General features: G+C 72.5%; 23 protein-coding genes. 10 read left to right on the forward strand and 13 right to left on the reverse strand.

Translation table 11 applies throughout. The features are described from left to right. Positions 1-186: 186 nt before the first annotated feature. The gene (locus AB0M29_RS29015) at positions 187-738 is read left to right on the forward strand and encodes a 2'-5' RNA ligase family protein (RefSeq protein ID WP_365387850.1); all 552 of its coding nucleotides are present in this window, start codon (positions 187-189) and stop codon (positions 736-738) included. Here the strand turns inward: AB0M29_RS29015 and AB0M29_RS29020 are convergent. Next, entirely contained in the window at positions 634-1,923 is a 1,290-nt protein-coding gene (locus AB0M29_RS29020; protein WP_365387853.1) for an MFS transporter, read from the reverse strand. The two genes, AB0M29_RS29015 and AB0M29_RS29020, sit on opposite strands and share 105 nt — an antisense overlap. Before the next feature lie 81 nt (positions 1,924-2,004). On the opposite strand from AB0M29_RS29020, the gene AB0M29_RS29025 reads away from it, so the two are divergent. The 4 genes from AB0M29_RS29025 to AB0M29_RS29040 all read left to right on the forward strand — a co-directional run bounded on the left by AB0M29_RS29025 (position 2,005) and on the right by AB0M29_RS29040 (position 5,408). Next, positions 2,005-2,538, forward strand: coding sequence for a metalloregulator ArsR/SmtB family transcription factor (locus AB0M29_RS29025; protein ID WP_365387855.1), 534 nt, complete (start codon positions 2,005-2,007; stop codon positions 2,536-2,538). A 2-nt stretch (positions 2,539-2,540) separates the two neighbouring features. Beyond that, a complete protein-coding gene (locus AB0M29_RS29030) occupies positions 2,541-3,008 on the forward strand; it encodes a PPOX class F420-dependent oxidoreductase (RefSeq protein WP_365387857.1) in 468 nt (155 codons plus the stop codon). Positions 3,009-3,108: 100 nt separating this feature from the next. Further along, positions 3,109-4,014 carry a transglutaminase-like domain-containing protein gene (locus AB0M29_RS29035; protein ID WP_365387859.1) on the forward strand — a complete coding sequence of 302 codons (906 nt, stop codon included), beginning with the start codon at positions 3,109-3,111 and terminating at the stop codon, positions 4,012-4,014. An 83-nt stretch (positions 4,015-4,097) separates the two neighbouring features. Beyond that, positions 4,098-5,408 carry a winged helix DNA-binding domain-containing protein gene (locus AB0M29_RS29040; RefSeq protein ID WP_365387861.1) on the forward strand — a complete coding sequence of 437 codons (1,311 nt, stop codon included), beginning with the start codon at positions 4,098-4,100 and terminating at the stop codon, positions 5,406-5,408. On the opposite strand, the gene AB0M29_RS29045 is transcribed toward AB0M29_RS29040, so the two are convergent. Both AB0M29_RS29045 and AB0M29_RS29050 read right to left on the reverse strand, forming a co-directional pair. Beyond that, the gene (locus AB0M29_RS29045) at positions 5,402-6,427 is read right to left on the reverse strand and encodes a S1 family peptidase (protein WP_365387863.1); all 1,026 of its coding nucleotides are present in this window, start codon (positions 6,425-6,427) and stop codon (positions 5,402-5,404) included. The two genes, AB0M29_RS29040 and AB0M29_RS29045, sit on opposite strands and share 7 nt — an antisense overlap. Before the next feature lie 222 nt (positions 6,428-6,649). Next, positions 6,650-7,924, reverse strand: coding sequence for a DUF5685 family protein (locus AB0M29_RS29050; protein ID WP_365387864.1), 1,275 nt, complete (start codon positions 7,922-7,924; stop codon positions 6,650-6,652). Positions 7,925-8,229: 305 nt separating this feature from the next. On the opposite strand from AB0M29_RS29050, the gene AB0M29_RS29055 reads away from it, so the two are divergent. Beyond that, positions 8,230-8,673: a cell division protein SepF gene (locus AB0M29_RS29055; RefSeq protein ID WP_365387866.1), complete on the forward strand. Its 444-nt coding sequence runs from the start codon at positions 8,230-8,232 to the stop codon at positions 8,671-8,673. Between the two features lie 36 nt (positions 8,674-8,709). Here the strand turns inward: AB0M29_RS29055 and AB0M29_RS29060 are convergent, their stop codons facing one another. Both AB0M29_RS29060 and AB0M29_RS29065 read right to left on the reverse strand, forming a co-directional pair. Then, positions 8,710-9,921: an acyl-CoA dehydrogenase family protein gene (locus AB0M29_RS29060; protein WP_365387868.1), complete on the reverse strand. Its 1,212-nt coding sequence runs from the start codon at positions 9,919-9,921 to the stop codon at positions 8,710-8,712. Between the two features lie 57 nt (positions 9,922-9,978). Continuing rightward, entirely contained in the window at positions 9,979-11,664 is a 1,686-nt protein-coding gene (locus tag AB0M29_RS29065; RefSeq protein ID WP_365387870.1) for an MFS transporter, read from the reverse strand. A 378-nt stretch (positions 11,665-12,042) separates the two neighbouring features. On the opposite strand from AB0M29_RS29065, the gene AB0M29_RS29070 reads away from it, so the two are divergent. Continuing rightward, complete coding sequence (locus tag AB0M29_RS29070) at positions 12,043-13,092, forward strand: phosphatase PAP2 family protein (protein ID WP_365387871.1); 1,050 nt, start codon at positions 12,043-12,045, stop codon at positions 13,090-13,092. A gap of 84 nt (positions 13,093-13,176) precedes the next feature. Here AB0M29_RS29070 and AB0M29_RS29075 read toward each other — a convergent pair whose 3' ends face one another. From AB0M29_RS29075 to AB0M29_RS29090, 4 genes are all read right to left on the reverse strand, one after another. After that, entirely contained in the window at positions 13,177-13,392 is a 216-nt protein-coding gene (locus AB0M29_RS29075) for an I78 family peptidase inhibitor (protein WP_365387873.1), read from the reverse strand. 235 nt (positions 13,393-13,627) lie between these two features. After that, on the reverse strand, positions 13,628-14,902 hold the full coding sequence (locus tag AB0M29_RS29080) for a glycosyltransferase family 4 protein (protein WP_365387875.1): 1,275 nt from the start codon (positions 14,900-14,902) through the stop codon (positions 13,628-13,630). 124 nt (positions 14,903-15,026) lie between these two features. Then, positions 15,027-15,749 (reverse strand): transglycosylase family protein, encoded by a 723-nt coding sequence (locus AB0M29_RS29085; RefSeq protein ID WP_365387878.1) that lies wholly within the window; start codon positions 15,747-15,749, stop codon positions 15,027-15,029. Positions 15,750-15,911: 162 nt separating this feature from the next. Then, entirely contained in the window at positions 15,912-16,508 is a 597-nt protein-coding gene (locus AB0M29_RS29090; protein WP_365387880.1) for a transglycosylase family protein, read from the reverse strand. A 478-nt stretch (positions 16,509-16,986) separates the two neighbouring features. Here AB0M29_RS29090 and AB0M29_RS29095 point away from each other — a divergent pair, with 478 nt between their 5' ends. Both AB0M29_RS29095 and AB0M29_RS29100 read left to right on the forward strand, forming a co-directional pair. Beyond that, positions 16,987-17,823: a hypothetical protein gene (locus tag AB0M29_RS29095; RefSeq protein ID WP_365387882.1), complete on the forward strand. Its 837-nt coding sequence runs from the start codon at positions 16,987-16,989 to the stop codon at positions 17,821-17,823. 291 nt (positions 17,824-18,114) lie between these two features. Then, complete coding sequence (locus AB0M29_RS29100; protein WP_365387883.1) at positions 18,115-18,360, forward strand: hypothetical protein; 246 nt, start codon at positions 18,115-18,117, stop codon at positions 18,358-18,360. Positions 18,361-18,383: 23 nt separating this feature from the next. Here the strand turns inward: AB0M29_RS29100 and der are convergent, their stop codons facing one another. The 4 genes from der to AB0M29_RS29120 all read right to left on the reverse strand — a co-directional run bounded on the left by der (position 18,384) and on the right by AB0M29_RS29120 (position 22,455). After that, complete coding sequence (gene der, locus AB0M29_RS29105) at positions 18,384-19,841, reverse strand: ribosome biogenesis GTPase Der (protein WP_365387885.1); 1,458 nt, start codon at positions 19,839-19,841, stop codon at positions 18,384-18,386. Positions 19,842-19,889: 48 nt separating this feature from the next. Further along, the gene (locus tag AB0M29_RS29110; RefSeq protein ID WP_365387951.1) at positions 19,890-20,474 is read right to left on the reverse strand and encodes a lysophospholipid acyltransferase family protein; all 585 of its coding nucleotides are present in this window, start codon (positions 20,472-20,474) and stop codon (positions 19,890-19,892) included. Between the two features lie 68 nt (positions 20,475-20,542). Then, entirely contained in the window at positions 20,543-21,220 is a 678-nt protein-coding gene (cmk, locus tag AB0M29_RS29115) for a (d)CMP kinase (protein ID WP_365387888.1), read from the reverse strand. 149 nt (positions 21,221-21,369) lie between these two features. Then, on the reverse strand, positions 21,370-22,455 hold the full coding sequence (locus tag AB0M29_RS29120; RefSeq protein ID WP_365387891.1) for a prephenate dehydrogenase: 1,086 nt from the start codon (positions 22,453-22,455) through the stop codon (positions 21,370-21,372). A gap of 224 nt (positions 22,456-22,679) precedes the next feature. On the opposite strand from AB0M29_RS29120, the gene AB0M29_RS29125 reads away from it, so the two are divergent. Then, positions 22,680-23,042, forward strand: a complete 363-nt coding sequence (locus tag AB0M29_RS29125; protein ID WP_365387894.1) for a DUF952 domain-containing protein — start codon at positions 22,680-22,682, stop codon at positions 23,040-23,042. The last annotated feature ends 108 nt before the right edge of the window (positions 23,043-23,150 follow it).

Consider the following 23,150-nt stretch of genomic DNA (forward strand, 5'->3'; position numbering starts at 1 on the left):
CCACCACCATAAACCAGATTTCGAACATGCGTACGAGATGCATCGGCGACCCCCGAAAGGGCGGGGACCTGCACGAATACCGCCGTGTGGCCACCCGAGTGCACCGCGCGACGGCCGGTGACGCGCGACGCGCGGACAGGCGGCAAGGGGTGGCGGTACGGGCCGCGGATCGGGACGATGCGGGGCATGAGCGATGAGCAGACACCGCGGCGGCCGGCGGGCACGACCGCTTTGGTGATCATGGTTCCGGAGGCGGATCCGGTGGTGGGCCGCGCCCGGCAGCGGTACGACACGGCCGCGGCCGAAGGGGTGCCCGCGCATGTGTCGGTGCTGTACCCGTTCCTGCCGGTGGAGCGGATCGACACGGGGGTGCTGGCGGCGCTGCGCGAGCTGTTCGCGGGGCATGAGCCGTTCGAGGTGCGTTTCCCGCGGTTCGACCGCTTCCCCGAACTGCTGTGGCTGGTACCCGAACCGGACGGTCCGGTACGGGCACTCACCGCGGCGGTGGCGGCGCGGTGGCCGGAAGCACCGCCCTACGGAGGCGCTTTCGCCGACCCCGCGCCCCATCTGACCGTCGCGCAGTGGCAGTCGGAGGAGGTGTACGCGGCGGTGCAGAAGGAGTGCGCCGACGCGCTAGTGCTGCTGGGGACTCGGGTCGCCGAGGTCCAGTTGGTGGCCTTCGACGGCGTCCGCTGGGGACAGCACGCCGTGTTCCCGCTCGGCGGCGGGGACGTCTGACGGGTAAGTACGCGGGCGGAGCAGGAGAAGGAGGGCAGCGCAGAGGAGGCCGAGGACGCCGACGGCGGCGAGTTGGACGCGGTAGTCGATGAGGGCGACCAGGCCGGCGCCGAGGGCGGCGGACAGGGCGGTGGGCGCGAAGATCACCGTGCCCGCGGTGGCGGCGACCCTGCCGACCAGCGCCGGTTCGGTGTGCTGCTGGACGGCGGTGAAGCCCGCGACGATGACCCAGGGCAGCCCGACCCCGATGGCCAGGGTTCCGGTGAGGACGACAGGGAGGGACGGCACGGCGCGCACGGCGGCGCCGGCGGTGAAGAGCAGCAGACCGGTGGCGGCGAAGACGCGTTCCGGAAGCCGGCGCATGACAGCCCCGGCGACCACTCCGGCGACGATCGACCCGGCGCCCTGGACCATGTACAGCACCGCGACGAAGGCGGGCGGGCGGTGCAGACCGGCGTCGGTCATCTCGTAGATCGTGGCGCTGCTGAGCCCGGACAGCAGCATGGCGACGGCTCCGGCGGTCACCAGCGGCCGGAGCAGCGGGTGCCGGCGTAGATAGCGGACGCCCTCCGCGGTCTGCTCGCGCCACCCCGCGACAGGCGGGGCGGGCGGCTGCTCGCGCACGCGCAGGGCGGCGAAGGCCGCGGCGGCGAGCACGAAGGTGACGGCGTCGAGGACGGCGACGGCGCCACCGCCGTACCGGAGGAAGAGCCCGGCGCCCGCGAGGGGGGCCAGCAGTTTCATGGCCTCGTTGACGGTCATCCGCAGACCGTTGAAGTCGCCGCGCAGGGCGGCGGGTACGGCGGCGGTGACGATGCCCGCCTCGGCGGCGTCCGACAGTACGGAGGCGGTGCCGATCACGAAGAAGACCGCGAAGAGCAGCCAGACGTCGCGCCCGGCGCGCACCGCGAGGAGAAGGGGGAGGAGGGCCGCGAGCACCACGTTGACCCAGATCAGCAAGGGGCGGCGGCGCACCCGGTCGGCGAGGGTGCCCAGCACGGGACCTGCCAGGGTGGGCGCCCACACGCAGAAGGTCACCGCCGCCGCGAGGCTGCTGGAACCCGTCAGCGTCTTCACCCAGATGCCGGCGACCAGCAGCATCGCCGCGTCGCCGAACCCGGAGACCAGCACCCCGCCCAGATAGGTCGCCGCGACACGGTCCCCCAGGACCCTCCGTACCGTCATGACCCCCAATCTATTGCTTGGGAGTCATGAGCGGCAACATCGCTCCCGCTCCCGGTGCGGTGTACGCGATCTAATGGGCCCATGACGGCGAACGATCCCCTCCTGCGAGCCCTCGCCCATCCGGTACGGCTGCGCATGGTGTCCCTGGTCTGGAACGCGCCGCTGTCCGCCGCCGAACTGGCCCGTGAACTCGGCATCTCGCACGCCCTGGCCAGCCAGCATCTGCGCAAGCTGGACGCGGCCGGGCTGGTGCGGCTCGCGGAGGTGCGGTCCAACAGGGGCGGGCGGGAACGCCGTTACCTCGCGGTGCACGGCTCGCCGCTCTCCGACCAGAGGCACGAAGGGGCGCCGCTGCTCGCCGAGGCGCTCGCCCACAACCTGCGGGCCCGCGCCGCCCGCCGCGCCCCGGACGCGCCGGGCGTGACCTCGGACCTGGAGCTGTGGGTGGAGCCGGAGGTCTGGGAGGACTTCCGGCAGCGGCTGGCCGCGCTCTTCGACGAGCTCCACGAGGCGGCGCGGGCCCCGCACGCCCCCGGCACGCTCGGAATCGGGGCCACGGTCATGGCGTTCCCCCTCAGGGAGCAGGAATCAGCACCGGAACCAGAATCGGAGTGACTGTGAGCCAGGAAGAATCACCCGCCGGCACGCTGTTCGACCTTCTGCGGGAGCGCCGCACCGGCGTCCTCGTCACCCTGAAGCGGGACGGGCGCCCGCAGTTGTCCAATGTGGCGTTCACCTATGACGACAAGACCCGTACCATCCGCATTTCGGCGACCGACGACCGTGCGAAGACCCGCAATCTGCGCCGCGATCCGCGGGCCAGCTTTTATGTCTCCACCTCCGATCTCGGGGCGTATCTGGTCGCCGAGGGCGAAGCGGAACTGACCCCGGTGGCCGCGGATCCGCACGACGCCACGGTGGAGGAACTGATCGACGTCTTCCGCGCGATCCAGGGCGAGCACCCGAACTGGGACGAGTACCGCGCCGCGATGGTCGCCGACAAGCGCCTGGTCATCACCCTGCGCGCCGACCGGGCCTATGGCTGGGGCCGCGGTTCGGGAGCCGTCAGCGGCCCAGTGGAGTGACGCTCCCGCCCGGGGCGGAATTCGCCCCTTTCCCCGGCCCGAAATCCCGCCGAGTTTCCGCGGGTTGAAATTCGGGGCGAATTTCCGGCAGGGTTCCGGCATGGACGCCATCGAAAGAGATTTCTACCGGACGCAGAGCCGGGTCAGTGATCCGGGCAGCCCCGCGGCCTTCGCCGGGCTCCCCGCGGAACCGCGCGCGCTGGCGGAGGCGGTGCGTGGTCTGCTCGTACACCGCGAGGAGTCGGAGCACCTCTTCGGGTACGCGCTGCCGCGGGAGCGCAAGCACACCGAGGCGGAGACGCGCTATGCGGCGGACATCCTGGCGGCGGTCCGCGGCCTCGACGACGCGCCGCTGGACCGGCCGCGCGACCCGGCACGGCGATTCGCCGGGACCTGCCGGGACTTCGCTCTGCTGCTGTGCTCCGCCCTGCGCGCCAAGGGCATACCGGCCAGGCCCCGCGTCGGGTTCGCCACCTACTTCACCCCCGGGTTCCACGACGACCACTGGGTCACCGAGTTCTGGGACACCGGACGCGGCTGGCTGCTGGCGGATCCCCAACTGGCCGCGCCCGAGCCGGCGAAGGGGTACGGGATCGACTTCGACCCGTGCGACGTGCCGCGCGACCGGTTCCTGGTGGCCGGGCGGGCCTGGCAGGACTGCCGCAGCGGCGCGGCCGACCCGGAGGCGTACGGGGTCGGCGGCATCGGGCTCCAGGGGCTGTGGTTCGTGCAGAACAACGTGGTGCGGGACCTCGCGGCGATGAACGGGGCCGAGGTGCTGCCGTGGGACGCCTGGGGCCTGGCCGACGCGCCGCCCGGACAGCCGCTGGAGGCGCTGGCAGCCGGCGATGTGGCGCTGCTCGACTCGGCGGCCGAGTTGAGCGCCGCGGGCGGCCCGTTCGCTGAGATCCGCCGCCTCTACCAGGAGCACAAGGCGCTGCAGGTGCCCACCGCCGTCACCTCGTACACCACCTATCTGGGGGAACGCACCGTCACCCTTCGCTGACGGGCCGCGCCGACCGGCCGCTCCGACCGGTCGGGAAGGCTTGCGGACAGGAACTGACCGCAAGCCTTCCTACGCTGGACACCATGACGACCCGCCCCACCCCTCACGCCCGCCCGGCCGCCCCTGCCCCCGCCGCAGGTGCCACGCTCGACCGGCGCACGCTCAACCGCTCGCTGCTGGCACGGCAGTCGCTGCTGCACAGGAACGCGGTCGGCGCGGCCGAGGCGATCGAGCGGTTGGTCGGCATGCAGGCCCAGGTGCCGCAGGACCCGTATGTGGGACTGTGGTCGCGGGTGGCGGACTTCGCGCCGGACGAGTTGTCGGACCTGCTCAGCAGGCGTGCGGCGGTACGGATCGGTCTGATGCGCTGGACGATCCACCTGGTGACCGACAGGGACTGCCTGGCGCTGCGCCCGGTGATGCAGCGGGTGATCGACCAGCGGATGCTCGGCACCTTCCGCAAGGCGCTCGCCGGGCTCGACCTGAACGAGGTGGTCCGCGCCGCCCGCCCGCTGCTGGAGGAGCGGCCGATGACGACCAGTGAGCTGGGCGACCGGCTGCGGGAACGCTGGCCCGACCGCGACCGGCTCGCGCTCGGCGCCGCGGTCGGCGCCCGGCTGCCGCTGGTCCAGCCGCCGCCGCGCGGCCTGTGGCGCACCTCGGGCGCGGCCCGCCATGTCCCGGCCGACACCTGGCTCGACGCCGCCGCCCTCCGCCCGGAAAGCCACCCGGACCCGCACCCGGACACGAAAACAGGCACCGACACCGACACCGGAACCGACACCGCCGTCCTGCGCTACCTCGCCGCCTTCGGCCCCGCCTCCGCCGCCGACATCGCCGTCTGGTCGGGTCTCACCGCGGTCCGTACCGTCCTCGCCCGCCTGGCCGACCGCCTCGTGAACTACCGCGACGAGCGCGGCACCGAGTTGTACGACGTGCCCGGCGCCCCCTTCCCCGGACCCGAGGTCCCCGCTCCCCCGCGCTTTCTGCCGCAGTACGACAATCTGCTGCTGTCGCACGACGACCGCTCCCGGGTCTTCCGCACCGACGACGACCGGGCGCGCGTCGTGTACAGCGGCCGGGAGCGGCGCGGCACCTATCTGGTGGACGGTTTCGTCCACGGCATCTGGCGCCTCGACGAGCGGCGCGACGGCGCGACGCTGGTGGTGGAACCGTTCGGCGAGTGGACGTCCGCCGAGGACCGGGCGGCGGTCGAGGCGGAGGCCGCCCGCCTGCTGGCGTTCCTCACGGACACCGGCCGGTCCCGTACCCACCACGGCCGGTCCCACATGACCCGGGATCAGGCCGGCGCACTCACCGTGGACATGAGAACCGGCGCCTCCACCGCGCAGGGAACGGTGGAGACGCCGGAACCGGAAGAGGACCGTCAGTAGACGCTGACGCCGTAGGCGCTGAGCGCCTCCGTCACCGGCTGGAAGAAGGTCGTGCCGCCGGAGGTGCAGTTGCCGCTGCCGCCGGAGGTCAGGCCGATGGCCTTGGAGCCGTCGTAGAGGGAGCCGCCGCTGTCGCCGGGCTCGGCGCAGACGTTGGTCTGGATGAGGCCGTAGACGACCTCGCCGTTGCCGTAGTTGACGGTGGCGTTGAGGCCGGTCACGGACCCGCCGTGGATGCCGGTGGTGGAGCCGCGGCGCTTGACGGACTCGCCGACGTACGCGTTCGCGGCGCTGGTGATGTCCTGGCTGCCGACGGTTCCGCTGTGGGCGACGGAGGAGTCGTAGCGGACGATGCCGTAGTCGTTGTTCGGGAAGCTGGTACCGACCGTCGGGCCGATGTACGTGCCACCGCTGGTGTAGTAGTCCGGGTAGCCCTCGGTGCAGTGACCCGCGGTCAGGAAGTAGTACGTGCTGCCGCTGCGGACATTGAAGCCGACCGAGCAGCGCCAGCTGTCGGTGTAGATCGCGTCGCCGCCGGAGAGCAGCTTGCTGAACCTGCCCGCGACCCGGCTGATGTGCACGGCGTCGCCGTAGCCGGCCGTGGACTGCTTCAGGCGCGCCAACTGGGCCGCGGTGACCCGGCTGTCGACGGTGACCGACAGGGTGTCGCTGCGCGGGTCGACGGACCAGGCGCTGCCCGCGATGTCCGCGGCCTTGGTGGCGTCGGCCGCCTTGGCGAGCTGCGCGGCGCTGTGGGCGACCAGCCGGGGGGTGGCGCCCGCGGCGCGGACGGTGTCGGCCGCCGCCTGGTTGGTGACGTTGACGACGGTGGCCTTCGAGGCGGTGTCGTAGTAGGTGCCCGCGGTGCTGCCCGTGCCGAGCGACGCGGCGACGGAGGCGGCGGTGGCGGGGGTGGCCTTCGCCGTGGGGGCGGCGACGGCGGACGGCAGCGCGAACGCGGTGGCCGCCAGCAGGCCGGAAGTGACGGCCAGCAGTTGGATGCGTCGGGTGGTCTTCACGCGGTTCCTCCTGTGGGGTGGAGGGTGGATTTGTCGGTGTACCGTCAGACTCGCTCCGATATTCGAACTCGTCGTGTGCCTGACAAGTACACAGGAGTATTCAGACCTCACAGGAAACACACAAGGGGGCATTCGGCCGCGACCACCCGCGCCCCACCATGGATATGACGGCACTTCAGCCGCGGGAGCCCCCCTCCCGCGGCTGACCTCAGGACACCGACCTCAGCAGCCGCAGTCGCAGCATTCGCAACACTCACAGCACTCGCAACAGTCGCAGCAGTCCGAGCACCCGTCGCAGTCGCAGCTGTTGCACCAGGCGTCCCGGCGCTGCCCGCTCCACGCGTCGTCGTGCTCGCGGCAGCAGAGCTCGCAGGTGCAGCACATGCCCGTGTAGACCAGGCACCCGGCGAGCAGTCCACGGCGACGCGGCGGCTCGGGGGGCGGCGGGAAGCCCCCGCCGGGGAAGCCGGGACCGCCGGGCGAGTAAGGGTTCTGCCCCGGTCCGCCCGGCGCGTACGGGCTCTGCCCGGGACCACCGGGCGCGTAGGGATTCGGCCCGGGACCGTACGGGTTCCCACCGGAGGCGTACGGCCCGTCGGCCGGCCCCGCCGCCGTCCCGTGGGAGCAACCGCCCGTGCCGAACGCCCTGTCCACCGACCGTCCCAGCTCGTGGACGAGGAGCATGTGCGTCAGCCGCCCCGACGTGGACCCCGCGAAGTCGGCGTCCTTCAGGGCCAGGCGTATGCCGTGCAGAGCGTCGTCGCACAGCCGGCGGGCCTCGCCGAGGTCCGTGCCGGTCGCGGTCAGCGGGTTCCAGGCGCCGGAGCGGGTGTCGGCGGCCAGGTCCTCGACCGCGTCGAGCAGATGGGCGAGGCGGCCGAAGAGCCGTCCCGCCTCCTCCAGCGGCGCCAGGTTGCCGGGCCGCCCGGCGAGCACCGCGGTGTGGGCGAAGGCCGCCGCGGTGGCCGTCTCGGTCGGTTCCGTGATGGTCAGCAGCGAGGTGCCGGGGCCCGCCGCCGCCTCGATCTCGCTCTGCCGCCCGACCGCGTCGAGCAGCACGGCGGTGTCGAAGCCCAGGTCGCCGCCGGTCCGGGCACCCGCGCGGTCCCAGCGGCGCGCCACCGTACGGGCCGCCGCGGCGACCGGCCGCCGCCTGAACGCCCCGTCGGCGTCCTCGACATGGTCGCGCATCTTCGCCGAGGCCAGCACCAGTGAGACGGCCGCGGCCAGCCGCGCGCCCTCGCCCATGGCCACCGGCGCGGTCCGCATCCCGCGCAGCGGGCAGGGTCCTGCCTTACGCCGCGAATCCACCGCGCCGGGCGTGGACTGCGCCTCGACGAGCACCGAGATCACCAGTCCGTCGTAGTTGGTGGCCATCCGCGCGAACTGGCCGTGCCCGTCACGCAGCGCCAGGCAGAGCCCGCACAGATGGGCGAGCCACGACGCCGCCAACCCCTCCGACATGCGATGACGGCACGGCCTGATGATCCCGAACATGGCTCCCCCGGTGACTGTCCCTGTGATCGGCGGTCATGCTACCGCCAACCACCCACACCCCAGCGGGCGGTCACGCACGGCCTGATTCGGCCGGACGGCCCCCGCCGTCACCCGGAAGTGGAGAGCGCTTCCACCGATCCGTCACCTTGCTTACACCTGTGGCTACCTGACGATCCGCCACTATCGTGTGCACCAGTACCGTCACAAGTCGCCTGCGAGGCGGCAATCCGCTTGGCGCATCCTCCGCATCATGGACGACCATAGGACTGCGGACGGTACCGACCGCGTGTGAGAGAGGAGGCGTCATGGGATCGGTTCGACGGGCGAGTGCCTGGCTGGGCCTCGTCGACGACAACGGCGACGAGAGTTACTACGACGAGGAGTACGCCGACTACGGCGAGGGTTCCGAGCGTGCCGACACCTGGGTGACCGACCCGCGGGTGCGGGTGGCCACGGAGGCGGCCGAGGAACAGGGCCGCCGGATCGCCACCGTCACTCCGGACGGCTTCCGGGACGCGCGTGGCATCGGTGAGCTGTTCCGCGCCGGTGTCCCCGTGATCGTCAACCTCACCGGCATGGAGCCGACCGACGCCAAGCGCGTCGTCGACTTCGCCGCCGGTCTCACGTTCGGGCTGCGCGGCTCCATCGAGCGCGTCGCCACCCGGGTCTTCCTGCTGACCCCGGCCGACTACATGGTGATGAACGCCGACACCGCCCGCGGCGGCGACGGCTTCTTCAACCAGAACTGAGCAAGGCCCTCACCGGACGTCCCGGCGCACTCCGCGTCAGCCGCGGAACGCGTCGAGTCCGGTGAGTGCCTTGCCCAGCACCAGTTGGTGCATCTCGACCGTGCCCTCGTAGGTGAGCACGGACTCCAGGTTGGTCGCGTGCCGCATCACCGGGTACTCCAGCGAGATCCCGTTGGCGCCCAGGATGGTGCGGGCGGTGCGGCAGATCTCGATCGCCTCGCGGACGTTGTTGAGCTTCCCGAAGCTGACCTGCTCGGGCCGCAGCCGTCCGGCGTCCATCCGCTGCCCCAGGTGGTGGGCGAGCAGGATGCCCTTGTGCAGTTCGACGGCCATGTCGGCGAGTTTGGCCTGGGTGAGCTGGAAGCCACCGATCGGCTTGCCGAACTGCTCGCGCGTCCTGGCGTATTCGAGCGCGGACTCGAAGCTGCTGCGGGCGGCGCCCATCGCGCCCCAGACGATTCCGTAGCGGGCGTGGTTCAGACAGCTCAACGGGCCGCGCAGGCCGGTGACCTCGGGGAACACCGCGTCGGCCGGGAGGCGTACGTCGTCGAGTACGAGTTCGCTGGTGACCGAGGCGCGCAGGCTCCACTTGTGGTGGATCTCGGGGGCGGAGAAGCCGGGGGTGTCGGTGGGGACGGCGAAGCCGCGGATCCCCTCGTCGGTCTGCGCCCAGACGACGGCGACGCCCGCCACCGAGCCGTTGGTGATCCACATCTTGCGGCCGCTGAGGATCCAGTCGGCGTCAGTGCCCCCGCCGTCGCGCTTGGCGTAGGTGCGCATCTCGGCCGGGTCGGAGCCGTGGTCGGGCTCGGTGAGGCCGAAGCAGCCGATGACCTCGCCGGCGGCCATGGACGGCAGCCAGCGCTGCTTCTGCTCCTCGGAGCCGAAGCGGTGGATGGCGTACATCGCCAGCGAGCCCTGGACCGACACCAGGGAGCGGATGCCGGAGTCGGCGGCTTCCAGCTCCAGGCAGGCCAGGCCGTACTGGACGGCGCTGGCTCCCGCACAGCCGTAGCCGGTCAGCGACATGCCGAGCGCGCCGATGGCGCCCAGTTCGCGGGCGAGTTCGCGGATGACGGGCAGTTCGCCGCGCTCGTACCAGCCCGCCACATGGGGCAGCACCCGGTCGGCGGCCCAGCCGCGCACGGTGTCGCGGACCGCGCGGTCCTCCGGCGTCAGCAGGTCGTCGAGGCCGAGCGGGTCGTACGGGTCGAAGGGCGGCGGCTTCGCTGCGGAAGGTGCGGGCATGACGGTCCTCCGGCAAAACTAGCGGTGGTAACTGGCGGCTCGCGCCGACGTTACGGCTCAGTCTCCCGCGAGTCCAGACCGGGCGACGGCCAGCGACTCCTGGCGCGCCGGGCGGAGCAGTTCCACCGGTTCCCGGCGTGCCGGAAGCAGGGCGTCGCAGGAGGTCAGAGCGGCGGCCCGGTCCAGGCTGCCGCACTCCATGACCCGCGGCAGCCGCAGCGCGGCGAGCGCGCCGACGAGCAGCAGGGCGGCGCTGACCAGCAGTGTCACATGCAGCCCGGTGACAAAGGCGTGCCGGGCGGCGTGCCGCAGGGCCGCGCCGGGGCCGCCGCCGAGCCGGTCGGCGATGTCGTACGCCTCACCGAGCGAGTTGCCCGCCGCGGCGCCGTCCGCCGCGCTGACACCGGGGGTGTGCGCCACGCCCGGGGTGTAGGCGGCGTTCATCACACTGCCGAGCAGCGCGATGCCCATGCCCGCGCCGAGCTGGTACGACGTCTCGCCGATCGCCGCGGCGCCGCCCGCCTGGCGGGCCGGGGCCTCGCTGAGCATCGACTCGTAGGCGCCGAAGAGGGTGGTCTCCAGGCCGAAGCCGAGCAGGACGAAGGCGGTGGTGAGCAGCATCGGACGGTCGTGCTGACCCATCGCGGTCAGCGAGAGCACCGCGACGGCGGTGAGGACGAAGCCGCTGGAGACCATGGCGCGCGGCCCGAAGCGGGTCAGCAGCCGCGATCCGGCGAGCCCGGCGCCCATCGCGGCGAAGGTGAGCGGCAGCAGCCGCAAGCCGGTCTGGAACGGGCTGAGGCCGAGGACGAGCTGCAGGTACTGGACGGCGATGAGCTCCAGGCCGACCAGGGCGAGCATGGCCAGCACGATGCAGCCGACGGAGGTGGAGAAGGCGACCTGCGCAAACATCTTGATGTCGATCAGCGGGTGCTTTCGCTGCCGCTGGCGGCGTATGAAGAGGACGAGCAGCGCCGCGCCGACGATCAGCGGTACGCACACGGAGGCGTTCAGCGGGCCCGCGCCGGCGCCGAGCCGCTTCATGCCGAGCACCACGCCGAGGACGCCGCCCGCGGCCGTCAGGGCGCCGAGTACGTCCCACGGGCCGTCGGCGCCGCCCCTGGACTCCGGCAGCAGCATCCGGCCCACCACGAGCATGACGGCCATCAGCGGGATGTTGATCAGGAAGACCGAGCCCCACCAGAAGTGCTCGACCAGGAAGCCGCCGAGCACCGGTCCGACCGCGGCGCCGACGGCGGCGACCGCGCTCCAGACGCCGATCGCCATGGCCCGCTCGCGGCGGTCCGGGAAGACCTGTCGAAGTATCGACAAAGTGGCAGGCATGATCATGGCGCCGCCGGCGCCGAGCAGCGCGCGTGCGGCGATCAACACCATGGGGCTGGGCGCGAAGGCGGCCAGCGCGGAGGCGACGCCGAAGAGCCCGTAGCCGATCAGCAGCACCTTGCGGCGGCCGATCCGGTCGCCCAGCGTGCCGAAGAGGATCAGCAGCGAGGCGGCGACCAGCGGGTAGGCGTCCACGATCCACAGCAGGCCCTGCGAGCTGGGCCGCAGGTCCTCGGTGAGCGCGGGCACGGCCACGTGGAGCACGGTGGCGTCGAGCGCCACGATCAGCAGGCTGACGCAGAGGACGAAGAGGATCGTCCAGCGGCTGGCCTGGCGGGTGGCGAACAGGGGGACGGTCGTCGCAGGCCTGGACCTGCGGGTCACGGTCGTCCCTGTCATCTGCGTACCTCCCTGCGCGCTCGCCTTCGCGGCGCCTGGTTCCCCCCGCGGGCCTCCGGCCACTGTCGGGTGATTGGCCAGCGTACGCGACGCAGCTGAGGACCCCCTGTGGCCCAGGTCACACCGTGCGGACGCGGCGCCCCGGCTATCGGACGGGAAACGCCACAGAAAGGTGAGGGAAATAAGCGATAAATAAGAACGGAGCGGCGCGCCAAGGAGGTGTGAGTATCAACACCCGAACATAAACTCCAGCCGCCACGCTATTCCGCCGAAACCACGGCCCGCAAAGCCGCAGTGAGACGCACTCCACATCACATCGTCATTACAAAGCAGCCCGTTCGGCCGAACTGTGCCGTCACACGCTGTAACGTCCTTTGGGTGCGTACCGATGAGAAGCTCCTCCGTCCGGCGGAGCACCCCACGACCCGTGGCGACGTGCCGCGGATGAGCCGAACCCGCGTATGGCTGTTCGGTCTGACGCTGGCGGTTTACGTCGCCATCGTCGTGGGCGTCCTCACCACCTCCAAGCTGGTGACGCTGGACTGGCAGGTCATGCTCTGGCGTCCTTACAAACAATGGCCGCAAATCCACGCGTTCCTGGACTATTTCGTGGTCCTGGGCCAGCGCGGACCGACCGCGGTGATGGTGCTGGCATGGCTGGGCTGGCGCGCGTGGCGCCACCGCACCCTGCACCCGCTGCTGGTTCTCGGCACCTCGCTGCTGCTGCTGAACATCACCGTGGGGGCCGTGAAATACGGCCTCGGACGGCTCGGACCGCACTACGCGACGACCGTCGGATCGGCCGAGATGTTCGCCGGCGGCGATATATTTCCCTCGGGCCACACCGCGAACGCGGTCGTGACCTGGGGCGTTCTGGCGTATCTGGCCACCACGCCGCGGGCCCGGCGGCTGGGCTCCGTGATCAGCGCGCTGCTCGCGCTGGGCGTGGGAGCGACCACCGTCTACCTCGGCACCCACTGGGTCAGCGATGTGCTGCTCGGCTGGGCCGCGGGGCTGCTGATCCTGCTGGCGCTGCCGTGGTTCGAACCGGCGATGGCGCGGGCCGAGGCGTACATCCTCGCCGCCTGGCAGCGGATGCGTGACCGCTCGGCCGGTCCGCTGGCCGCGCCGGTGCCCGCGAGCCCGGTCCTGGTCACCCAGCGGACCGCCACGGGCGACGACGAGCAGGTGCCGAGCCGCGAGACGGTCGGTGCGGGCGCACGCGGCGGCTCCGGCCCCGCGACGGGCGCCACGGCCGTTCCGGGCGCCACGGCCCCGCACGCGCCCGGCAGGCCCCCCACGGGACGCAACGAGCGGACCCCGCTCACTCCCGTCGGCAGCCGCCGCCCGCCCGTCGAGCGTCCCGTACGCCCCAGCGCCACCCCGCTCGCGCACCAGCAGGTGCGCGGCCGCGGCATGGTCGGCTGACCTTCCCCCACCCGTACACCCGGCGGGCCTGCGCGATCGCGGGCCCGCCACGAGCATGCCCGGCCGCGGCCACGGGTCAGCCGGTCAGCCCGCCCAGCAGCGCCGCACCCGGCCCTCCTCCACGGTGAAGTTCAGCCGGCGGGCCATGTACTCCAGCGTCACGATCGCGCCCGGCGGCAGGCTCCTGACCGTCGTCCAGCCCCGCTCACGGGCCCGGAGCTCCGCCTCACCGGCGTCGAGGCCGAGGTACGCGTCGAGGTCGTCCTGCGGGTTCTGCGGAAACTGCGGTTGCGGCGACATGCCCGACACGGTAGGCCCCGGCACTCCCTCCGAGGGCCTTGATCGTCACACTCGTGTCACAGATCGTGCCCTTCCGGTTTACCGATTTCGGGTGAATACCCGCAGGTCAATGAATTTCCCGCGCACACATGTCCCGCACAGCATCTCCGCAATACCCGCGGTTACCCGGCGGTTCGCGGGTGGCCTCCTCGGATGCCCGGATAAGTGACCCGTAACCCGTTTCCGGCCAGTGCGATTACCTGACGCCCCGAAAGGTCCGCCGCACCTTCCTGACGCCCGCCCCGATGGTGTCGGCCACGGTCAGGAAGGCTCCCAGGGTGCCTCCCACGGCCCGGCGCACAGCGGCGCGGGCCCGGTGGCCGGGGCGCGCGCGGGCGTCCAGCAGCGCCTGGAAGAGGCGTACGTGCCGGGCCGCGATCAGGGCGGGGTCGTAGGTCTCGGCGGTGGCCAGGGCGGCGCGGCCCATCGCCCGGCGGCGCTCGTCGTCCTCGACGAGGGTGAGCAGCGCGCCCGCGATGGCGTCGATGTCGCGCGGCGGCACCAGGAAGCCGTTGACACCGTCCGTGACGATCTCGCGGGGCCCGAGCGGGCAGTCGGTGGCGACCACCGGGAGCCCGGCGCGCATGCCCTCCACGATGGTCATGCCGAAGGACTCCATGGTGGAGGTCACGGCCATCACCGACGCCTTGGCCAGCTCGGGCTCCAGCGGGAAGACCGGGCCCATCATCGTCACGTGCTTGCCGACGCCCAGTTCGGTGATGAGCGCGTCGAGCATCGCGCGCCGGTCGCCCGAGCCGTACAGCCGCAGGGCCCAGTCCGGGTGCCGGTCGCAGACGACGGCGAAGGCGCGGATGAGGTCGTCGTACCGCTTGGCCTCGGCGAGGCGTCCCGCGGCGACCACGACGGGCGCGGTGCAGTCGGAGGGCGGGGCGCCGGGGGGCGGGACGCTGTTGGGGATGGCTGTGGCGGGCACGCCGGGCATCCGGCGGCGGTAGACGGCCGCGTCGGCCTCGGTGGTGGTGGTGACGGCGTCCAGGCCCGGGTAGCGGCGGCGCAGCTCCAGGACGAGCCGGGTGGAGTGCGTGTCGAGCGTCAGGTGCTCCTGGGCGACCCGGACGAGGTGGCGCGGCGCCTGGCGGGCGATGTGGACATTGAGCCCCGGCCGGGTGCCGACCAGGACGTCGGTGTCGAGCTCGGCCAGGCAGCGGCCGATGCGCTCGTCGGTGATCGGGCTGTAGATGGCGTGCTGCCGGTCGGAGGACGGGAAGACCGCCGACGGCAGTGCGTGCCGCGGGTCCTCGCGCACGCTGCCGGGGACGTCCCCCCGCGTGTCGGCGAGGTGGCGCAGCCGGATCCGGGGGTCGATCGCGAAGGCGGGCCGCTCGCGGTCGCGGAACACCGAGACGATCTCCACGTCGTGTTCGGCCGCGAGCTGCCCCGCCAGGTTGAAGGTGGCACGGATGGTGCCGCCGATGCCGTACGCGTTGTGAATCAAGAACGTGATGCGCATGTCTGTCCCGTGTCCCCCAGCCGAACAGGCCGTGCGGCCCGCTGACCGACCCTAACAAGACCGTCGGACAACGGGCCGCCGCCGGTCTGGAGTTCGGGAGCGGTCGCAGTACACTTCGCGCGCTTCAGGCGAGGGTGAGCACCAGTCCCACGGCGACGTTGTCCGGGTCGGCGCCGATCGCGGCCTTGTTCATGGCGTAGAGCCGCTGCCAGCCGCCGGTGACGGCGTGGTCGTGCGCGATGGAGGACAGCGTCTCGCCGCGCCTGACGGTGTGCACGCGGTGCTTCTTCGCGGCGAGGCGCTGGGCGCGGGCGCAGACCGGCCAGGCACGCCAGCCCTGCGCCCTGCGCACCCGCTCGGCGACCGCGATCTGCTGGGCGGGCGTGGCGAGGTCGGCGCGGGGGGCGTATTTCGTGCCGCCGAACCGCTGCCAGGTCGGCTGCCAGAACTGCAGCCCGCCGTAGAAGCCGTTGCCGGTGTTGATGTGCCAGTCGCCGCTGCTCTCGCACTGGGCGATCCGGTTCCACACGCCGCGCGGGGCGGTCGCGGGGGCGGCCTTCGCCGGGGCCGCCTTGACCGGAACGGCCTTCACGGGGGCCGCCTTGACCGGAACGGCCTTCGCTGGGGCCGCCTTCACGGGGGCTGCCTTGGCCGGAGCGGCCTGCGCCGGTGGCGGCGCCGGGTGGCCGGCGGGCGGGGCGGGCGTGACGGGCTGCACGGCCGCCGCGGGCTGGGCGGCCACCGTCGGCAGCACCACCAACGCTCCGACCGCGGCGACGGCGACGGTGGCCCGGCTCACGGCCCCTCGCAGTGTGGCGATATGACGATACGACGACTGATCGTTCATCGGGCCACGCTAAGCACATGTCATCGCCGATCCGGGTGAGCCACGGCCCGCGGCCGGACGTGCCCCACCCGGTCGGAGCAACCGGGCGGGGCACACGGCACGGCCCTCGTGAGGCGTCGCCACGGGTGCGGACGGGGCGCGGCGGCCGCCGTCAGCGGCCTGTCACCAGTGCGGCCACCACTGGGGGGCGCCCTGCGGCACCAGCCCGGTCGGGCTGACGGACACGGCGCCACCGGTCAGGAGGGCGCGCGCGGTACCGCGGTCGGCGCGTACGGTCCCGGGCGTGCCGTTCGCCTCCAGGCTCCGGGTCCTGGCCGCCGCTGTGGAGCGCCCGCTCGACAGGGTCGCCGGCTTCGACGGCTTGGAGGGCTTGCTGGGCTTCGACGGCGTCGTTGCCGACGGTGCGCTGCCGGTCGCGCCCGCGCGGCGCGAGCAGACCGGCCAGGCGCCCCAGCCGCTGGCGTGCTGGACCTTTGTCGCTATGTTGATCTGCTGCTCCCGGCTGGCCAGGTCGGCGCGCGAGGCGTAGCTGCCGCCGCCGTAGGACCGCCAGGTGCTCGCGGCGAACTGGAGTCCGCCGTAGTAGCCGTTGCCGGTGTTGATGTGCCAGTTCCCGCCGCTCTCGCACTGCGCGATACGGTCCCACACTCCCTGGTCGGCGGCTGTCGCCTTGCCCCCCGAGGCCAGGACGGCCAGCGGGGCCAGGGCGGCCACGCCGGTGATGAGCGCGGTATGCCGGTACTTGCAGCTCAAGACCATGGAATTCCTCTCCACGGACCCGGGTGTCCCCCTGTGGTGCTCAAGAACCGGCGCCGCTCCCCCACGGATCGGCGCCCGTCCGAACCCGGGCGGTGCGATTTGCACACGGCGGGCGAATCTAGACAGCCGCACGGCCCTGGGCCAAACAATTCCGGTACGTCGCAGGCCAGTTGAGCGTTACCGGCGGTAAGAAGACCGGGAATACGGGTGCTTGGCGTGCACGTATCGTCGTAAATAAGGATCTAAACGGCGCATCAGGTGAGTAGCGTCACATGTCCAACTTGCCGCTCTCCGACGGCTGTTCGACGCAGGGTGAGCGGTCGGCCGGGAATCTCACGCTCGGCGACCGGTAGCGGAATCCCCTCCCCCGCAAAGCGTGACTCCCACCACAGATCGTCCGTTGTCACTATGCGCCGGGGCAGGCCCGGCGATTCGGCCGAATCAGTGACCGCATCACCGCACTTTCAAGGAGACTCCCGTGCCGCCCATGCTCGATGTGAGTGACGAGGTACGTGCCGAGATCGGCGAGGAGGAGACCACTCGGCTGCTCACCGGGGCGAACGCACCCGGCACCTACGACTGCACGTCCTGCCGCACCCCCGGGGACACCGGGCAGGAGCGGACCAGCACCGTGCTGTTCGTCGGCGACGAGACGGCGGTGCTGGCGTTCGCGCACGCCGCGTGCATCCCCTCGCAGGTCGTCCCCGTCACCGAGGAGCAACTGCAGGGCGCCGTACGCAGCATGGGCGGGGAAGAGGGCGGCACCGGCGCACCGGGCGCTCCCGGCATGCCGATGGCGCAGGGCGGCGGCGCGCCGGTCACCATGCCCGACCCCACCCCCCGGCAGGCGGTGCTCGGCATCACCTGCGGTCTGATCATCATCGAGGACACGCTGCGCCCCGCCCTGGTGATCGAGCCGACCGGACCGGTCGCCCGGGTGGGCGCCACCGGCGCGGGCGACGACTTCCTGCCGCTGCTGATCGAGCAGGGCTTCGTGCCCCAGCTCGACCTGGAGGCGCCGCCGTCCCGGCTCGGCGGCTGGTCGGTGCTGCTGGCCACCGGCAAGCTGCACGCCGTCCTGCAGCCCGGCCCCGGCGGGCCCGCGTCCACCGCGTGGTGGCAGGCGCACCAGCCGCTCCAGGTGAGCGAGGGCTGGCGCGCGGCGGTCAACCGTACGAACGAGGTGTACGTCTACGCCGGTCCCGCCGGATCCATCGGCCGCCAGCCGCGCGAGGACCTGATGCGCGACGCGCTGGCCCGCGCCTGCTCCCGCGGCCTGCTGGTGGCCGCCACGATGCCGCTCGCGGGGACCTGACCCCCTCAGGAGCTCAGAGGGCTCGCTTCAGGGGCTCGCAGAGCCGCTCAAGGACCGCCCAAGGGCCGCTCAGAGCCCCTCGGAGGGACCCTCAGGAGTGAACCGCTGTCCGCAGGGGCGCGTACGGAACCACGTACGCGCCCCTCGGCGTGCGCCGTCCGGCCGCAGTGCGCTCAAAGATCTGCATTTCGGTCCAGCAGCCCGCATCCCGGGACATCCCACGTCGTTGGCACATACGTGCACACCTTTGACGCCTCCTCCCGACCCCCGTTCCAGCGTTACATCCCGTCCATGCGCAGTGGGCAGGACACGGCAGGAGGCGGCGGCAGCGCGACGCCCATCTACGACGCTCTCTACTCCGAGTACCGCCGTCTGTTCCGGGCGCTCCCGGGAGACCGGTCGGGCGAGGAGTCGCTGCAGTTCGGCGGGTTCTCGAGCTGGCACGACACTCCGCCGTTCTCGTCGGGGCGGCATCGCGGCCACAGCCCGGCGGCGCTGCCGCCGGGCCGCTCGGAGAATCGCCGGCCGGGCCCGTGAAGGGCTCCGGCCGACGCTGAGGACTACTTCTTGCGGCCGCGCTTCTCGCGGACCCGGACCGACACCTGGATCGGGGTTCCGGCGAAGCCGAACTCCTCGCGCAGCCGGCGCTCGATGAAGCGCCGGTAGCCCGCCTCCAGGAAGCCGGAGGCGAAGAGCACGAACCGCGGCGGCTTGGTGCCCGCCTGCGTCCCGAACAGGATGCGCGGCTGCTTGCCGCCGCGGATCGGGTGCGGGTGGGAGGCCACCAGCTCGCCCAGGAAGGCGTTCAGACGGCCCGTCGGCACCCGGGTCTCCCAGCCCGCGAGAGCGGTCTCGATCGCCGGGACCAGCTTCTCCATGTGGCGCCCGGTGCGCGCCGAGACATTGACCCGGGGCGCCCACTGGACCTGCACCAGGTCCTTCTCGATCTCGCGCTCGAGGTAGTAGCGGCGCTCCTCGTCGAGCAGGTCCCACTTGTTGTAGGCGATGACGACGGCGCGGCCCGCCTCGACGGCCATCGAGATGATCCGGGTGTCCTGCTCGGCCAGCATCTCGCTGGCGTCCACCAGGATCACCGCGACCTCGGCCTTCTCCAGCGCCGCCGCCGTACGCAGCGACGCGTAGTAGTCCGCGCCCTCGGTGAGGTGGACACGGCGGCGGATGCCCGCGGTGTCGATGAACTTCCAGGTGACGCCGCCGAGTTCGATCAGCTCGTCGACCGGGTCGCGGGTGGTGCCCGCGATCTCGTTGACCACCACGCGGTCCTCGTTGGCCACCTTGTTCAGCAGCGACGACTTGCCGACGTTGGGGCGGCCGATCAGCGCGATCCTGCGGGGGCCGCCGATGACGTTGCCGAAGGTCATCTCCGGCGCCTCGGGCAGCGCGTCCATGATGGCGTCGAGCAGGTCGCCGGTGCCGCGGCCGTGCAGCGAGGAGACCGGGAAGGGCTCGCCGAGGCCGAGGTTCCACAGCGCGGTGGCGTCCGCCTCGCCGGACGGGCCGTCGACCTTGTTGGCGGCCAGCACGACGGGCTTGCCCGCGCGGCGCAGCAGCCGGACCACGGCCTCGTCGGTGTCGGTGGCGCCGACGGTGGAGTCCACCACGAAGACCACCGCGTCGGCGGCCTCGATGGCGAACTCCGCCTGCGCGGCCACGGAGGCGTCGATACCGAGGACGTCCTGCTCCCAGCCGCCGGTGTCGACGATCTTGAAGCGGCGGCCGTTCCAGTTCGCCTCGTACGTGACCCGGTCGCGGGTGACGCCCGGCTTGTCCTCGACGACCGCCTCGCGGCGGCCGATGATCCGGTTCACCAGCGTCGACTTGCCGACATTGGGGCGGCCCACCACGGCCAGCACCGGCAGCGGCCCGTGACCGGCCTCCGCCAGGTCGTCGGCCACCTCTTCGAGGTCGAAGCCCTCTTCGGCGGCGAGCTCCATGAACTCGGCGTATTCGGCGTCGCCGAGCGCGCCGGTCTCGCCGTGCTCGTTTGCGTGCTCCATGAGGTCTCTCCGTCGATCAACAGTGGTGGCTGCGGTAACCAGTGTGGTTCAGCGGCCGGTGGCTTGCTTGGCGTACGCCAGGTGGGCGGTGAGCCGCTCCTGGATGCGCAGCGTGGCGGCGTCCAGCGCGCCGCGGGTACGGCGTCCCGAGCCGTCACCGGCGTCGAAGGGCTCTCCGTAGACGATGTCGATCCGGCTGCGCAGCGGCGGCAGCGCGGACACCAGGCGTCCCTCGCCGGTGCTGCCCAGCACCGCGACGGGCACCACGGGTGCGCCGGAGCGCACCGCGAAGTAGGCGAGGCCCGCCCGCAGCTGCGCGAACTCGCCGTCGCCACGGGTGCCCTCGGGGAAGATGCCCAGCACCCCGCCGCGCGCCAGCACACCGAGGGCGGCGGTTATCGCGGTACGGTCGGCGCTCGCCCGGTCGACCTTGAGCTGGCCGATGGCGCGCAGGAACGGGTCGAGCGGCCCGACGAAGGCTTCCTTCTTCACCAGGAAGTGCAGCGGGCGCGGGCAGGTGCCGATGAGCATCGGGCCGTCGATGTTGTGCGAGTGGTTGCCCGCCAGGATGACCGGGCCCTGCGCGGGCAGCCGCCAGGCGCCGAGCACCCGGGGCCGCCACAGGCCGTTCATCAGACCGATGCCGATGCGGCGCCCGACGGCCGCTCCGCGCGGGCCCGGCACCGTGTCCTGCTGGGAGGTCACCTGGGCGCCCGCTTCTCCTCGACCAGAGTGACGATGCACTCGATGACCTGCTCCAGCGTCAGGTCCGTGGTGTCGACCTCGACCGCGTCGGCGGCCATGGCCAGCGGCGAGGTGGTGCGGCCGGAGTCGGCCGCGTCCCGCTTGACCAGGGCGGCCTGGGTGTCGGCGACGCTCAGCGCGCCCTTCAGCTCGCCGCTGCGGCGCGCGGCGCGGGCCTCCGCGGAGGCGGTCAGGAAGATCTTGACGGTGGCGGCGGGGAAGACGGTGGTGCCGATGTCCCGGCCCTCCACCACGATCCCGGCCGGGGCCGCGGCACCGGCGGCGCGCTGCAGCTCGACCATCCGGGTCCGCACCTCGGGCACCGCGCTCACGGCGCTGACCGCCGCGGTGACCTCCTGGGTACGGATCGGGGCCGAGGCGTCCACGCCGTCCACCGTGATGGTCGGGTTGGCGGGGTCGCTGCCCGAGACGATCGACGGCTTGCCCGCGGAGTCGGCCACGGCCACCGGGTCGTCGACGTCGATGCCGTTGTTCAGCATCCACCAGGTGATCGCGCGGTACTGCGCGCCGGTGTCGAGGTAGCTCAGCCCGAGCTTGGCCGCGACCGCCTTGGAGGTGCTGGACTTGCCCGTGCCGGAAGGGCCGTCGATGGCGACGATCACCGGGTTTTCCACAGCGGAAGGCCTTCCTCGTACACGGGAGCGGGGGCGGGCGGGCCGGCCGACGCCGGATGCCATCCCTCAAGGTTACCGGCCGCGCGCTGTGGGCCGCGCCACGCCCTCCCGGGCCCCGTGCGGGCGGGGGCCCGCCCGCCGATCCGGCGTCACTGCCGGATCGACCACCCCTTCTCGCGGAGGGCGGCGGTGAGGGTCGGGGCGGTGCGCGGCTCGACCATGAGCTGGATGACACCGGCCTGCTGCCCGGTGGAGTGCTCGATGCGCACGTCCTCGATGTTGACGCCCGCGATGCCCGCGTCGGCGAAGATCCGGGCCAGCTCGCCCGGCTGGTCGCCGATGAGGACCGCCACGACCTCGTACGTCTTGGGCGCGGCGCCGTGCTTGCCGGGCACCTTCGCGCGGCCCGCGTTGCCGCGGCGCAGGATGTCCTCGATGCCCGCCGCGCCGCCGCGCCGCTTGGCCTCGTCGGCGGACTGCAGGGCGCGCAGCGCCGTCACCGTCTCGGCGAGGTCGACGGCCACGTCGGCGAGGACGTCGGCGACCGGTCCCGGGTTCGCGGCCAGGATGTCCATCCACATGCCGGGCTCCGAGCCCGCGATGCGGGTGACGTCGAGTATCCCCTGCCCGCACAGCCGTACCGCGGTCTCCTCGGCGTGTTCGAGCCGGGCCGCGACCATGCTGGAGACGAGCTGCGGGGTGTGCGAGACGAGGGCGACGGCCCGGTCGTGCGCGTCGGCGTCCATGACGACGGGGACGGCGCCGCACAGGGCCACCAGCTCCAGCGCGAGGTTGAGCACCTCGGTCTCGGTGGCCGGGGTCGGGGTGAGCACCCAGGGGCGGCCGTCGAAGAGGTCGGCGGTGCCCGCCAGCGGGCCGGAGCGCTCCCGCCCGGCCATCGGGTGGGTGCCGATGTAGTGCGTGAGGTCGCAGCCGAGCACTTCCAGCTCGCGCCGCGGGCCGCCCTTGACGCTGGCCACGTCCAGGTAGCCGCGGCCCAGGCCGCGCCGCATGGCGTCGGCGAGGGAGGCCGCCACGTGCGCGGGCGGCACGGCGACGATCACCAGGTCCACCGGGCCGTCGGGCGCGTCCGTGGTGCCCGCGCCGATCGCGGCGGCGGTACGGGCGGCCGACGGGTCGTGGTCGGTCAGGTGGACGTCGACGCCGCGCTTGGTGAGCGCGAGCGCCGCGGAGGTGCCCATCAGGCCGGTGCCGACGACGAGCGCCGTCCTCACTGCGTGATGTCCTTGCCGAGGATGTGCGCGTCCCGTTCCCATCGGACGGCTCCGCGGACCGCTCGTACCGCCACGTCACTGCTCCCTCGGCTGCTCGCGTACCTGCCCGACCAGGGTAGTCACGCGCGACCGGCGGCGAGGCGGCCGCCCGCAGGACGAGACGGGCAGGTGGGCGACGCGGCGGCGGTTCGCCGCCGCGTCGCCGGACCCGGTAGAAACATCCCATGCTCTTCCATCTCGTGCCCCTGGACGACTGGCTGCTCGTCCCCGACCGGCCGTACGCACCCGCCTCGCTGCTGGAGGAGGGTTTCGTGCACTGCTCGCCGGACGAGAGCTCCGTGCTGGCGGTGGCCGACGCCTTCTACCGCGAGGTGGAAGGCCCCCTGATGGTGCTGCTGATCGACGAGGAGCGGCTGCGCGCCGAGGTGCGGGTGGAGGCCGCGGCGCCCAAGCCGCCGCCGGGGGTGCCCGAGGGCACCAGGTTTCCGCACATCTACGGCGCCATCGAGCGCTCGGCGGTGACCGGAATGCTGGAGGTCGTACGGGATCCGTACGGCCGTCCGCTGCGGCTGGCGGCCTGGTCGTAGCCCCGGCGCGGTCCGGCGGCCGGTGGCCTCCGTCGTCCCTCGGGCACCGTGATCACCGTGCGAAGCACCGGAAACTCCGGCGCTTGGTCGGACTTCATGACGATAATC

Source organism: Streptomyces sp. NPDC051976 (genome assembly GCF_040680795.1).
Taxonomy (GTDB): domain Bacteria; phylum Actinomycetota; class Actinomycetes; order Streptomycetales; family Streptomycetaceae; genus Actinacidiphila.